Here is an 11,662-nt window from a genome sequence, read left to right as displayed (position 1 = left end):
CGGTCGGGCAGCGCACGGGCCACGTCGGCCTGCGCGATGATGCCCACGAGTTCGCCGCCGTCCACGACCGGAACGCGGCGCACGTTGTGCTCGGCCATGGCGCTCAGCACGGCCTCCACGTCGTCGTCGACGCCGACCGTCACCGCCTCACCTTGGGCCAGCTCACCGGCGTGCATGGCCAGCGGGTCCTTGCCCTCGGCCAACACCTTCACCACGATGTCGCGGTCGGTCAGCATCCCCTTGAGCGAGTCGTCCTCGCCCCGGATCGGCAGCGACCCGACGCCCAGTCGAGCCATGGCGCGAGCAGCGTCTATCACGGTGTCGGACGCGCGCACGCAAGTCACGTCCGCTGTCATCAGTTCCCTGGCAGTGATCATGTCGCTCCTTTCCTCTCCTCTGGCTACCCAGAGCGAGCCGGTTCAACCACGGCACGTGTAGGTCTGACCCCGCACGGGGGCACGGGAGTAGCCCACGACCTAAGGAGTGCGAATGACCACGATCGAGAAGTCGGTCGACGTGACCGCGCCGGTGTCCACGGTCTACAACCAGTGGACCCAGTTCGAGTCGTTCCCGGCGTTCATGGACGGCGTGGACCGGATCGTCCAGGTCACGCCCACGCGCAACCACTGGGAGACCACGATCGGCGGGGTCCACCGCGAGTTCGACACCGAGATCACCGAGCAGCACCCGGACGAGCGGATCGCGTGGAAGTACGAGCCGGAGTCGCTGAGGAGAAGGCGGAGGCCGCGCTCGGGGGTGATCGCCCACCGCATCGACGGCGACCCGCACCGGTTCAAGGAGTTCATCGAGAGCAAGGGCCACGAGACCGGCGCGGGGCGCGGGGCCGTCCAGCGCCCGCCGCAGCAGGGTGACGGACCGGCTGCCGCCGGGCCAGGACCGGAACCGCCCGGACACGCTGCGCTGAAGCTGAAGCTGAAGCTGAGGTGCGACTCCCACTGAACCGCTCCCCAGAAGTCGGACTGGAATGCAGTTCCGACTTCGGGGAGCGGTGTGGTGTATCCGGGTAGCTCTTTGTCGGAGCAGCAGCGGGAAGGGCCTTTCGCGCTGCCGAGGTCGCCCATGCGGGCGCATACTGTCTGTTCCAAACGGACACACGAAAGGTGGCCGCGAGTGGCATCGGCAGACCGGAGCGGGCGGTCCACCCCACTGGAATGGGTCGGCATCCTCGCCGGGGTCGGCGCCCTCGTCATCAGTTTCTTCCCCTGGCAGCGGGTCACCGGCCAGTTCGCCGAACTCGTGGGCCAGATCGGTTTCCGCACCACCTCGACGGCGTGGAGCAGCGGCCTGGTCGCCTGGCTGGCCGTTCTCGCGATGGCCCTCGCCGCGGGCCTGCTGGCGGCGCGGCCGTTCGGCGTGCGGGTGCCCGGTGTGTCGGTGATCTGGCTGCTGCTCGCGGTCACGGCGGTGGTGCTGGTGATCATCCGGTGGGTGACGCTGCCGGACCTCGACCCGGCCCGGCTCGCGCTGCTCAACCTCAAGCCGGAGGATGTCCAGTCCAACGCGGGCCCCGGTTTGTTCCTGTGCCTGGGCATCGCGATCGTGTCGATGGCCGCCGCGGTCGCCCGGATCCGGACCTCCGGCAGGCAGCCCGCGCCGCTCAGGCCTCCGGCGGAAGCACCAGCCGCCGAAAGAGCCGATCAAGATCGGCGTCCGGATCGCTAGTCAACCCGGTGTGTGTCGGCGAAGTCTGCACCAGGGTGCTGCGCGGAGCGGTCAGCCACCGAAAGCGCCTGCCCGGAGTGATCTCCGTGATCGGCCCGCTCGCCTTGTCCGACTCGCAACTGCCACAGAGGTGGTCCAGGCTGTCGGCCAACACCTCCAGGTCGATCCCGGGGTCCAGCGCCCGCAACCGGTCCGCGTCCACGTGGGTGCGGCACCGCAGGTAATCCAGCGGCGCGCAGTAGAGCAGGATGCCGATGTTCATCGCCTCGCCGCGGTCCTGGCGGGGAACGGCGCGCAGCAGGGCGTACTCAAACACGTGCGGCACGAGCGGCCTCCAGGGTCTCGACCCAGCGCGGCGAGGACGCGAGCCGTGATTCGAAGTAGGCGAGATACGCGGCCCGGATGTCGGCGGGAGTCATGCCGTCCTGGACAAGCCACGCGTCCGGGACGATGGCGAGCACATCGCGGAGCAGGTCGCGGGTGATCAGGGGCTTGAGTTCGGCGTCCGCGTCGGCGACCGACCCGGCGACCGGCATCATCACGTGGTCGGTGCCGTCGTACCGGTACTGCGGCGAAGGCTGCCAGCCCGCCGACCAGCCGTGGTGGAAGTACAGCGCGGCACCGTGGTCGATCAGCCAGACGTCGCGGTGCCACAGCAGGAGATTCGGGTTGCGCCAGCTCCGGTCGACGTTGAGCACCAGCGCGTCGAACCACAGCAGGTGAGCGGCCGGTTCGGGCCCGGGATCGCGCACCAGCGGGTTGAAATCGAACGACCCTGGCAGGTAGTCGAACCCCACGTTCAGGCCCCCGCTGGCCCGCAGCAGGTCCTGGACCTCCTCGTCCGGCTCCGCGCGGGCGAGTTCGGGGTCGAGTTCGGCCAGCACGATCTCCGGCACCCGGAACCCCAGCGCCCGCGCCAACTCCCCGACGATCAGCTCCGCGACGAGCACCTTGATCCCCTGGCCCGCGCCCCGGAACTTCAGGACGTACATGCCGAGATCGTCGGCCTCGACCAGCCCGGGCAGCGAGCCGCCTTCGCGCAGCGGCGTGACGTACCGGGTGGCGACCACGGTGCGCGGGTTCGGAATGGACACCACCGAATCATGCCCTGACAGCCCCGGCCCGACCCGGCGGACACCCTCATGCGGTCAGCGCGTCCCGCTGCCTGCACAGGTGATCACGCTCGACGGCGTTGTCCGCGCGGGCGATCGCGGCGTCGTAGGCGTCGGCGGCCTGTTCGACCCAGCCGAGACGCCGAAGCAGGTCGGCCCGGATGGCGTGGAACAGGTAGTACTTGTCGAGTTTCAGGTCATCGACGACGGCCAGCGCCGCCCGAGGCCCGGCTATCTCGCCGACGGCGACGGCACGGTTCAGCGCCACGATCGGGGTCGGGGTCATGGCGAGCAACTGGTCGTAGAGGGCGACGATCTGCGACCAGTCGGTCTCGGCCGCGGTCGGGGCGTCGCTGTGGACGGCGTTGATCGCCGCCTGCAGCTGGTACGGGCCCGGTTCGCCCAGACGGAGGCACCACCGGACAAGGTCCTGTCCCTCGGCGATCAGCTCCCGGTCCCAGCGGGTCCGGTCCTGGTCGCGCAGCAGCACCACCGCGCCGTCGGCGTCGGTGCGGGCGGCCGTGCGGGACGCGGTGAGCAGCATCAGGGCCAGCAGCCCGACCACCTCGGGCTCCTGCGGCATCAGCTCCACCAGCAGCCTGCCGAGCCGGATCGCCTCCGCGCACAGGTCGTCGCGGGTCAGTTCCGGTCCCGAGCAGGCGAGGTAGCCCTCGTTGAACACCAGGTAGACCACCGCGAGCACCGGACGCAGCCGGGCAGGCAGGTCCTCCGGCACCCGGTAGGGAATCCCGGCGTCGCGGATCTTGCCCTTGGCGCGCACGATCCGCTGCGCCATCGTCGGCTCGGGGACGAGGAACGCGCGGGCGATCTCCGCGGTGGTCAGCCCGCCGAGCAGCCGCAGCGTCAGCGCGACCTGCGCGGCCGGGGCCAGCGCCGGGTGGCAGCAGGTGAAGATCAGCCGCAGCCGGTCGTCGCCCACCACGTCCACCTCCCGGGGTTCATTGACGGCCCGCATCGCCGCCGCCTGCCGCTCATCGCGCGTCGATTCGCGGCGCAGCCGGTCGATCGCGCGGTTGCGGGCGGTGGTGATGATCCAGCCCGCGGGGCTCGGCGGCTGACCGGTCGACGGCCAGCGCTTGACGGCCTCGGCGAAGGCGTCCTGCACGGCCTCCTCCGCGAGGTCGATGTCGCCGAACGCCCGGACCAGCACGGACACCGCACGTCCGTACTCCGCGCGGAAGACGCGCGCGATGTCCATCAGGTGCCCTGCAGCGGCCGGACCTCGATCGGCAGGGTGGTGATCTCGGCGAGCCTTCTGCCCCACGCCACCGCCGCGTCCAGGTCGGGCGCGGCGATCACGGTGAACCCGCCGAGGTGCTCCTTGCCCTCGACGAAGGGCCCGTCGGTCATGAGCAGCTCCGAGTCCTTCACCCGGACCACGGTGGCCGTGCTCGGCGGGTGCAGCCCGGCGCCGAACACCCAGGCGCCCGCGTCACGCAGTTCCTGGTTCCACGCCAGCAGGTCACGCATGATCGGTTCCAGGATCTCCGCGGGCGGCAGGTCCCCGTCGGGCTGGTAGACGCTGAGCAGGTACTGCTTCATCGGGTGCCCTCCTCGGACCGGTAGGTCGCCACGACCACGCCCGTGGTGGTCGTGACGCTCTCGGTCAGCCGAAGCGACGCCGTGGACCCGTCGAAGAGCCGCTGCCCCGACCCGAGCACCACCGGGTGGATCGCGAGCAGGAACTCGTCGACGAGCCCGTGGGCCATCAGCGACCGGACCAGTGCTCCGCTTCCGAGTATCACCACATCCTTGCCGGGCTGCTGCTTGAGCTCGCGCACCGCGTCGGCGGCCTCGCCCGCGAGCAGGGTCGAGTTCTGCCACGGAAGCGGTTCGGTCAGCGTCCGCGAGGCGACGTACTTGCGGGTGCGGTTGAGCACGTCGGTGAACGGGTTGGGCTCGGGCTGGTTCGGCCAGACCTCGAAGAAGTGCTCGTAGGTGCGGCGGCCGAACAGCAGCGCGCCGGTGGTGCTCATGCTCTGCGCCATCGCCTCGGCGAACACCGAGTCGCCGTAGGGGGCCGCCCAGCCGCCGTGGGTGAAGCCGCCGCTGCGGTCCTCGTCCGGGTGGCCAGGGGCCTGGGTGACGCCGTCGAGGGTCAGGCTGTTGACGGCCACGATCCTGCACATGTTCGACTCCTTCCGTCGGTCCTATCGCCTATACGAACGGGAGTCGGCCGGATCGACAGTCGGGAACGGAATTACCAGTGCGCAGGGGCTGCCAGCGACGGCGGCAGCTTCGTCTCGGCGTCGCCTTTGGCGGCGTCGAGCTGGGACTGGATGAGGAAGAGGCTCTCGCGCAGGTCCGCGCCCCGCAGGTCGGCGTCGCGGAAGTCGGCGCCGATGACGTCGGCCAGCCGCAGGTCGGCGGCCCGCAGGTCCGCGCCGATCAGGTAGGCGCCGCGCAGGTTCGCGCCCCGCAGGTCGGCGCCGCGCAGCTTCACCCCGATCAGGTCCGCTCCCCGGCGTTCCTTCTTCCTGGGCACGCCCGCCCGCACCAGCTCACTCGTCCGCAGCAGCAGCGCGTTCACCGCGCCCTGGTTCACCGACACATCCAGTCCGCGCAGGCTGTCCGGATCGCCCTGCGTCAGCGCCTCGACGCTTTCGCGGGCACGCTGGAGCTCCCCGCGCATGCTTGGGGCCAGGGACACGGCCTCGGTGAGGTAGTAGAGCAGCTCATGCAGGTGCCGCATCACGGCGAACACCTCGAACATCGGCTTCGCTCGCTTCGACGCCGACCGCCAGTCCTGGCCGCCGAAGGTCACCTGGGAGACCTGCTGGCCCGCGCCGAAGCAGTCGAACACCGTGCACCCGGTGAAGCCGGACGTCCGCAGCTTGGTGTGGATGCCGCAGCGGAAGTCGGCGAGCAGGTTGCGGCACGGCGTGCCCGCGGGCTTGTCGATCGCGAAGTCCGCCGACTTGGCGAACGCGGGCGCGACACAGCACAGCGCGAAGCAGTTCGCACAGTCGGCACGCAGCCGGGCGGGGTCGGACACATCTCTCCTGGCGGTCACTCGTAGTCGGAGGCCACCAGTGTGACTGTGCCCTTTCCGCCGTCGACACGGACGTGGTCGCCGGTGGACAAACGGGTGGTCGCGTTGCCGCAGCCGACCACGGCCGGGATACCGAGTTCGCGGGCGACGATCGCGGCATGCGAGAGCGGGGCGCCGATATCGGTGACGATCGCCGCGGCCCGCGGGAACAGCGGTGTCCACCCGACATTGGTCACCGCGGTCACCAGAATCTCGCCTTCCCGCAACGCTTCCGCCTCGTCCACTGTGGACACCACGCGGGCGGTTCCGGTGATGATGCCCGCCGCGCCGGGGAAGCCGCTGATCTCCTCGCCCATCGGCTGGTGCTCGGCGGTCTCGTCGTACAGGTCGGTCCGGCGGTTCGGGTCGGCGGCCCAGACGACCGGGTCGAACCGGCCGCGGATCACCGTCGGGTACGCGGGCAGCGCGCGGTAGCGGTCGTAGGCCGCGCGGGCGGCCGGGACCCTCGCGAGTGGTGACTCGTCGCCGTCGAGGACCGTGACGATGTCCTCGACGGGCAGGAAGAACAGATCATCGCCGTGCCCGGTCAGTTCCCCGGCACGCAGGACAAACGCGCGGAGCACCCAGAACGCCCGCACCATCTCCGAGCGCGCCCGCTCGCGCGCCCTGGCCACGTCGGCGGCCTTGGCGAGGACACGGCGGATCTTCGCGGCTTGACCGGGATGCCGTTCGACGAGCCGCGCCCAGGCCTCCTCGCGGACGACGGTCTGATTCTTGAGCAGGGTGGCCGGGTCGAGATCGCCGACGCGGTCGAGCAGCCGGTCGATCCACGCCGGTTCCTCAGCCGGGCGCGGTTCGGACAGTTCGAACTCGTCGCGTCCGCGGTGCCCCCAGGTGGCGGCGTAGGTGTCGCGGTCGATCTCGCCGCGCCGCAGCCGGCCGAGGCCGAGCAGCGGGCCGAGGCTGGCCAGGTCGCCGCCCGCGCCTTGCAGGCCGGTGAGCAGGGCGGTCGTGTCGTCGGCGCCGACGAGCTTGGTCAGCCGGGCCTGGATCTTGCCGGGGCCCGCCCCGCGGGCGCCCGCGTCGAGGACGCGGCAGGTCTCGCGGAGCAGGGTGTCGAGGTCGGACCGCCACAGCGCGGCCAACTCGTCCGGCCGCTGGGCCGCGCGGACGCGCTCGTGCAGGGACACGCAGCGGTCAGGGGTCTCCGCGAGGAGCTGTGGCAGCCGCTTGCGGTAGGCGATGGCTTCGCGGACGAAGGGCACGGCGGCGCGCAGCACGGCGGGCCGCGACATCGGCAGCGGCGGGATCTCGACGCCGTCGGGGAGGCGGCCGAGTGTCTGCTCACTGGTCCGGCGGGCGAGCTTGCCGAGTCCGACCGCGCTCGCGGCGGCGGTGGAGACGCTGAGGTTGAGGTAGAACCGGCCGCCTATGGTGCCGGTGATCCGATAGTCGCCGACCTTCGCCGAGGACAGGATCTTCACGACCGACCAGGTCGCCGGGGTCATCACGCTCGGCACCGCCTCGCCGAGGTTCACGCAGGTCCACAGGTAGTCGCCGCCGAGGCTGTCGTTCCACACCTCGGGCTCGACCCGCAGTGTGGTGATCGGGCGCGCCTGCAGGATGGCGAATCGTCCATTGTGGAGCGCCCACTCGACGTCCATCGGTGTGCCGTAGAGCTTTTCGATCCGGGTCCCCAGGTCCGCCAGTTCGATGGCCTGCGGGTCGGTGAGGACGGGGGCGCGGCGCCGGTCCTCGGGCACCGGCGCTTCGCGGGTACCGTCAGCGGTGCGCACGGTCATCACGGTCTTCTCGGCGATCTCCCGCCCGGTCACCCGGCCATCGGCGACGACGTGGGTGTCGGGGGTGACCACGCCGCCGACGACGGCCTCGCCCAGGCCCCAGGCCGCGTTGATCACCTGCTCGTCGCGCGCGCCGGTCAGCGGGTTGGCGGTGAACAGCACACCCGCGGCCGCCGCGGGCACGAGTTCCTGCACCGCGACCGCCAGGGCGACGCCGTCGGACTCGACGTGGTTGTGCGCCCGGTAGGCGACGGCCCGCTCGGTCCACAGCGACGCCCAGCAGCGGGTGACCGCGTCGAGCAACGCTTCGGGCCCGGTGACGTTGAGGAACGTGTCGTGCTGGCCGGCGAACGACAGGTCGGGCAGGTCTTCCGCGGTCGCCGACGACCGCACCGCGACCGGCCCTCCCCGGTACGCGGCCAGGATCGCCGACGCGACCTCGGGCGGCATCTCGCGCTTCGCCGCGACGAAAGCGCGATAGGCGCTGGTGGTGATGTGGAAACCCGGTGGCACCGGCAGGCCCGCCTGGACCAACCGGGCCAGCGAGGCGCCCTTGCCGCCGACCGTGGCAAGGTCGGCGGCGGGATCGTCGAGGGGGAGGACCAGCATGTCGTCGGGCATGAACCCATACAACCAAAGACGCGCCGGTCCGGGCGGCGGAACCGGTCAGCCGAGGGTGCTCAGCGCGAGTTCGGCGGCGGGGGTCGGGGTCCGGTCGCCGCGCAGGATCGCGTCGAGGATCTCCCCGGACCGCACCGCGTTGTTGGACAGCAGCGACGAGGTGATGCCGTGCGAGTGCTCGGTGGCGCCGCCCTGCACGTAGATCCCGGCGGCGATGTCGGCGGAGGTATGCACGCGGTAGTCACGGGAGACCTGGAGCCTGCCCTGGTCGTCGCGGGCGCACTCGCCCGCCAGATCGCCAAGCAGGGCGAGGGAATCGTCGCCCCGGTAACCGGTGGCGTAGACGACGACGTCGGCGTCGAGGACGGTGCGTTCGCTCGACGTCATCGACTCGACGGTCACCCGCACGCGGTCGCCGAGGTCGGCGACGTCGACCGGGCGGGACACGTTGAACATGCGCAGCCGCGCCTTGCCGAGGACCTTCTCCTGGTACATCCGCTTGTAGAGGTCGTCGATGAGGTCGATGTCGACGACGGAGTAGTTGGTGTTGGCGTGGTAGCCCATGATCTTGCGCTTGGCCTCTTCCGGCGCGAGATAGTACTCGTCGACCGCGGCCGGGTCGAACACCCGGTTGGCGAACGCGCTGTCGTCGGCCGGGCTGTAGCCGAAGCGGGAGAACACCGAGCACACCTCGGCGTCGGCGAAGCGGGTGTGCAGGAACGCGGTCGCCTCGGCGGCGCTCTGCCCGGCGCCGACCACGACGAAGCGCGAAGCGTCCGCGGGAACGTGATCAATGTCGCGCAGCAGCGTGCTGTTGTGCCAGATCCGCTCGCCCGCGCTGACGCCGTCGGGCAGGTTGGGCCGTAAACCGGTGGCCAGGACCAGGTTGCGGGCCCGGACGGTCTTCGGCTCGCCGCCGTCGGTCGGCCGGGACACGACGTCGAAGTACGCCACCACCCCGTCGACCACGACGGGGTTCACCGCGGCGACTTCCTGGCCGTAGAGCACCTGCTCGGCCATCTTCGCGGCGCACCACTCGAAGTAGTCGTGGAACTCCACGCGCAGCGGGAAGAGGCTCTTGTGGTTGACGAAGTCGATGAGCCTGCCGCGGCTGTGCAGGTACGCCACGAAGCTGAACTCACTGGTCGGATTCCGCAGGGTGACCAGGTCTTTCAGGAACGACACCTGCATGGTCGCGTCGTCGAGGAGCATGCCCCGGTGCCAGCCGAACCGGGGCTGGCGCTCGAGGAACCGCGCCGTGAGGGGCGTGGCCGCAGTCGCGTTGTGCTCGGTGAGAGCGATCGCGAGACTCAGGTTCGACGGGCCGAAGCCCACGCCCACGACGTCGTAGACCGGTGTATCGACCCGCATCTGTGACCTACCCATCCCCTAGTGGCGGTACCCGAACAAAGGTCACCCTAACCTAAGTTAAGTTAGGCTCAGCTTCACCCGACCGGGTGACGTGCACCACGAGGAGGAAACGCCCATGCGGGTGGTCATGTTCGGGTACCAGACGTGGGGTCACCGGACTCTGCAGGCGTTGCTCCAGTCGGAGCACGAGGTCGTGCTGGTGGTGACCCACCCACAGTCCGATCACGCGTACGAGAAGATCTGGTCCGATTCCGTCGCCGACCTGGCCACTTCGCACGGCGTCGAGGTCATGCTGAAGACCCGGCCGGACGAGGACGTGATGTCGCGGCTGCAGCAACTCGAGCCCGACCTGATCGTGGCGAACAACTGGCGGACGTGGATCCCGCCGAAGATCTTCACCCTCCCCCGCCACGGCACCCTGAACGTGCACGACTCGCTGCTGCCCGCGTACGCGGGTTTCTCCCCGCTGATCTGGGCCCTCATCAACGGCGAGAAGGAAGTGGGCCTGACCGCTCACATGATGGACGACGACCTCGACGCGGGCGCGATCGTGCTGCAGCGCTCCATCGCGGTCGGTCCCCGCGACACCACGACCGACCTGTTCCACAAGACCGTCGACCTGATCGCGCCGGTCGTCACCGAGGCGATCGACCTGATCGCCGCCGGGACCGCCGTGCTGACGCCGCAGGACCGGTCGAAGGCCACGTTCTTCCACAAGCGGGCCATCGAGGACAGCCGAATCGACTGGACCTGGTCGGCGGAGGAACTCGACCGGCTCGTGCGTGCCCAGTCGGACCCGTACCCAAACGCTTTCACCTTCCACAACGGGAAGCGGCTCCGGATCGTCCAGGCGTCGGTGTCGAAGGCGCGCTACGGCGGCACCCCCGGCCGGATCTTCATCCGCGAGGGCGACGGCGTGGTCATCGTCGCGGGCCCGCAGGCCCGGCGTGGTCAGAGCCCCGGCCTGGTCATCGAACGGGTCCGCACCGACGACGACCAGGAACTCGCGGCGACGGACTACTTCCGCAGCATGGGCGGATATCTCGGTTAGAACACGGACCAGCCGGTCAGCGTGGTGAACCGGTCCAGGGCGGCGACGCCCCGGACCGAGTTGCCGTGGGTGTCCAGGCCGGGGCTCCACACACAGATGGTGCACCGGCCTGGGATCACCGCCAGGATCCCGCCGCCGACACCGCTCTTGGCCGGAACCCCGACCCGGTAGGCGAACTCGCCCGCCGCGTCGTACGTGCCGCAGGTGAGCATGATCGCGTTGAGGCGCTTGGCCTGGCTGCGGCTCAGCAGCCTGCTGCCGTCGGCCCGCATGCCGTGGCGGGCCAGGAACAGGCCGGACAGGGCGATGTCGCGGCAGCTCATCATGATCGCGCACTGGCGAACGTACTGGTCGGCCACGGTCGCGACGGGGTTGCGCATGTTGCCGTAGGACGCCATGAAGTGCGCCAAGGCCAGGTTGCGGTCGCTTTGGGTCACCTCGGAATCGCGGACCTCGGTGTCCACCCGGACGGCGAGGTTGCCGCTCTCCGCCCGCAGGAAGGTGAGCAGCTCGGCGGCCGCGTCGCCGACGATCGAGGCGAGGTGGTCGGTGGTGACCATCGCGCCCGCGTTGATGAACGGGTTGCGCGGGATGCCTGCCTCGTTTTCCAGCTGCACCAGCGAGTTGAACGGGTTACCGGACGGTTCCTTGCCGACCCGGTCCCAGAGGGACTCCTCGTCGCGGGCCAGGACCATGGCCAGGGTGAACACCTTGGAGATGCTCTGCAGGGAGAACGGGGTCTCCCAGTCGCCCACCCCGGTGACCGTGCCGTCGATGTCGGCCACGGCGATCCCGAACCTCGTCGCGTCGACGCCGGCGAGCGCGGGTATGTAGCCGGCCGGGGCGCCATGGGGCACGGCCTCGGAGACCTCGGCGTGGATGGCGTCGAGCAGGGCGGGAATATGCACGGCGCCATAGTGACAGTGCTTGGCCGCTGTCAGCCATCCTGACCAGCACGTGACTGGGCCTTATGGCTTTGGCCGTGCGCCGGGCATGGGCCGGGGGGGGG

The 11,662-nt window shown here is 70.3% G+C and carries 13 protein-coding genes; 3 read left to right on the top strand and 10 right to left on the bottom strand.

Annotated features, from left to right (window positions below; all coding sequences use genetic code 11):
- A partial coding sequence (locus tag ACRDSQ_RS12060; RefSeq protein ID WP_431420997.1) for a CBS domain-containing protein occupies nt 1–377 on the bottom strand: 377 nt, incomplete at its 3' end.
- A gap of 112 nt (nt 378–489) precedes the next feature.
- Here ACRDSQ_RS12060 and ACRDSQ_RS12055 point away from each other — a divergent pair.
- Together ACRDSQ_RS12055 and ACRDSQ_RS12050 are read left to right on the top strand one after the other, a co-directional pair.
- Nucleotides 490–960, top strand: coding sequence for an SRPBCC family protein (locus ACRDSQ_RS12055; protein WP_431420996.1), 471 nt, complete (start codon nt 490–492; stop codon nt 958–960).
- 171 nt (nt 961–1,131) lie between these two features.
- Entirely contained in the window at nt 1,132–1,683 is a 552-nt protein-coding gene (locus ACRDSQ_RS12050; protein ID WP_431420995.1) for a hypothetical protein, read from the top strand.
- Here ACRDSQ_RS12050 and ACRDSQ_RS12045 read toward each other — a convergent pair.
- The 8 genes from ACRDSQ_RS12045 to ACRDSQ_RS12010 form a co-directional block, all read right to left on the bottom strand.
- Complete coding sequence (locus ACRDSQ_RS12045) at nt 1,619–2,008, bottom strand: DUF3037 domain-containing protein (RefSeq protein WP_431420993.1); 390 nt, start codon at nt 2,006–2,008, stop codon at nt 1,619–1,621. The genes ACRDSQ_RS12050 and ACRDSQ_RS12045 overlap by 65 nt on opposite strands.
- Nucleotides 1,992–2,777: a HipA family kinase gene (locus tag ACRDSQ_RS12040; protein ID WP_431420991.1), complete on the bottom strand. Its 786-nt coding sequence runs from the start codon at nt 2,775–2,777 to the stop codon at nt 1,992–1,994. Before ACRDSQ_RS12040 ends, ACRDSQ_RS12045 begins: the two co-directional genes overlap by 17 nt.
- A gap of 46 nt (nt 2,778–2,823) precedes the next feature.
- A complete protein-coding gene (locus tag ACRDSQ_RS12035) occupies nt 2,824–4,014 on the bottom strand; it encodes an RNA polymerase sigma factor (RefSeq protein ID WP_431420989.1) in 1,191 nt (396 codons plus the stop codon).
- Nucleotides 4,014–4,358, bottom strand: coding sequence for a YciI family protein (locus ACRDSQ_RS12030; protein ID WP_431420987.1), 345 nt, complete (start codon nt 4,356–4,358; stop codon nt 4,014–4,016). Before ACRDSQ_RS12030 ends, ACRDSQ_RS12035 begins: the two co-directional genes overlap by 1 nt.
- Nucleotides 4,355–4,945 carry a dihydrofolate reductase family protein gene (locus ACRDSQ_RS12025; protein ID WP_431420985.1) on the bottom strand — a complete coding sequence of 197 codons (591 nt, stop codon included), beginning with the start codon at nt 4,943–4,945 and terminating at the stop codon, nt 4,355–4,357. The genes ACRDSQ_RS12030 and ACRDSQ_RS12025 overlap by 4 nt, the downstream gene beginning before the upstream one ends.
- A 71-nt stretch (nt 4,946–5,016) precedes the next feature.
- Nucleotides 5,017–5,811: a pentapeptide repeat-containing protein gene (locus ACRDSQ_RS12020; RefSeq protein WP_431420983.1), complete on the bottom strand. Its 795-nt coding sequence runs from the start codon at nt 5,809–5,811 to the stop codon at nt 5,017–5,019.
- Nucleotides 5,812–5,825: 14 nt separating this feature from the next.
- Nucleotides 5,826–8,231 (bottom strand): PEP/pyruvate-binding domain-containing protein, encoded by a 2,406-nt coding sequence (locus ACRDSQ_RS12015; RefSeq protein ID WP_431420981.1) that lies wholly within the window; start codon nt 8,229–8,231, stop codon nt 5,826–5,828.
- Nucleotides 8,232–8,276: 45 nt separating this feature from the next.
- Entirely contained in the window at nt 8,277–9,602 is a 1,326-nt protein-coding gene (locus ACRDSQ_RS12010; RefSeq protein ID WP_431420979.1) for a lysine N(6)-hydroxylase/L-ornithine N(5)-oxygenase family protein, read from the bottom strand.
- 115 nt (nt 9,603–9,717) lie between these two features.
- On the opposite strand from ACRDSQ_RS12010, the gene ACRDSQ_RS12005 reads away from it, so the two are divergent.
- A complete protein-coding gene (locus ACRDSQ_RS12005) occupies nt 9,718–10,653 on the top strand; it encodes a methionyl-tRNA formyltransferase (RefSeq protein WP_431420977.1) in 936 nt (311 codons plus the stop codon).
- Here the strand turns inward: ACRDSQ_RS12005 and ACRDSQ_RS12000 are convergent.
- Nucleotides 10,650–11,555, bottom strand: coding sequence for a glutaminase (locus ACRDSQ_RS12000; protein WP_431420999.1), 906 nt, complete (start codon nt 11,553–11,555; stop codon nt 10,650–10,652). The two genes, ACRDSQ_RS12005 and ACRDSQ_RS12000, sit on opposite strands and share 4 nt — an antisense overlap.
- Between the last annotated feature and the right edge of the window lie 107 nt (nt 11,556–11,662).

This window comes from Actinokineospora sp. (assembly GCF_050699995.1).
Lineage (GTDB): Bacteria > Actinomycetota > Actinomycetes > Mycobacteriales > Pseudonocardiaceae > Actinokineospora.
This window is presented reverse-complemented; position numbering and strand designations above follow the sequence as displayed.

Excerpts from the sequence above, each read along its gene's own strand:
- ACRDSQ_RS12030 (WP_431420987.1), bottom strand. The coding sequence starts at position 4,358 with ATGAAGCAGTACCTGCTCAGCGTCTACCAGCCCGACGGGGACCTGCCG.
- ACRDSQ_RS12055 (WP_431420996.1), top strand. The coding sequence starts at position 490 with ATGACCACGATCGAGAAGTCGGTCGACGTGACCGCGCCGGTGTCCACG.
- ACRDSQ_RS12010 (WP_431420979.1), bottom strand. The coding sequence starts at position 9,602 with ATGCGGGTCGATACACCGGTCTACGACGTCGTGGGCGTGGGCTTCGGC.
- ACRDSQ_RS12035 (WP_431420989.1), bottom strand. The coding sequence starts at position 4,014 with ATGGACATCGCGCGCGTCTTCCGCGCGGAGTACGGACGTGCGGTGTCC.
- ACRDSQ_RS12015 (WP_431420981.1), bottom strand. The coding sequence starts at position 8,231 with ATGCCCGACGACATGCTGGTCCTCCCCCTCGACGATCCCGCCGCCGAC.
- ACRDSQ_RS12025 (WP_431420985.1), bottom strand. The coding sequence starts at position 4,945 with ATGTGCAGGATCGTGGCCGTCAACAGCCTGACCCTCGACGGCGTCACC.
- ACRDSQ_RS12005 (WP_431420977.1), top strand. The coding sequence starts at position 9,718 with ATGCGGGTGGTCATGTTCGGGTACCAGACGTGGGGTCACCGGACTCTG.